We start from the raw sequence: 247 nt of genomic DNA, 5'->3' as shown, positions 1-247 counted from the left end.
GGCAGATGCGGGCAAAGAGTTGCTGCTCGCGCCGTTGGCGACCGCAGCCCTCCCACTGGCGGATTGACGTCTCACGCGCCAGCCGCATTTATGCAGGTGGAGCTCGCACTGGGAGGATCAGCATGAAGACGAAGAAGCTTATCAATGCCGGCGCAGATGCCGTCGATGAGATGCTGCAAGGCATTCTGGCGGCGCATCCGCGCCATCTGTACGCCGTGGAGAACATGCCCCGCGCGATCATTGCCAG

The 247-nt window shown here is 62.3% G+C and carries 1 pseudogene; it reads left to right on the top strand.

What is annotated here, in order from left to right:
* Window positions 1-122: 122 nt before the first annotated feature.
* Window positions 123-247, top strand: a pseudogene (locus EOD29_RS34005) (dihydroxyacetone kinase); the annotation flags it as partial.

Source organism: Mesorhizobium sp. M1A.T.Ca.IN.004.03.1.1, assembly GCF_003997555.1.
Taxonomy (GTDB): domain Bacteria; phylum Pseudomonadota; class Alphaproteobacteria; order Rhizobiales; family Rhizobiaceae; genus Mesorhizobium.
This window is presented reverse-complemented; position numbering and strand designations above follow the sequence as displayed.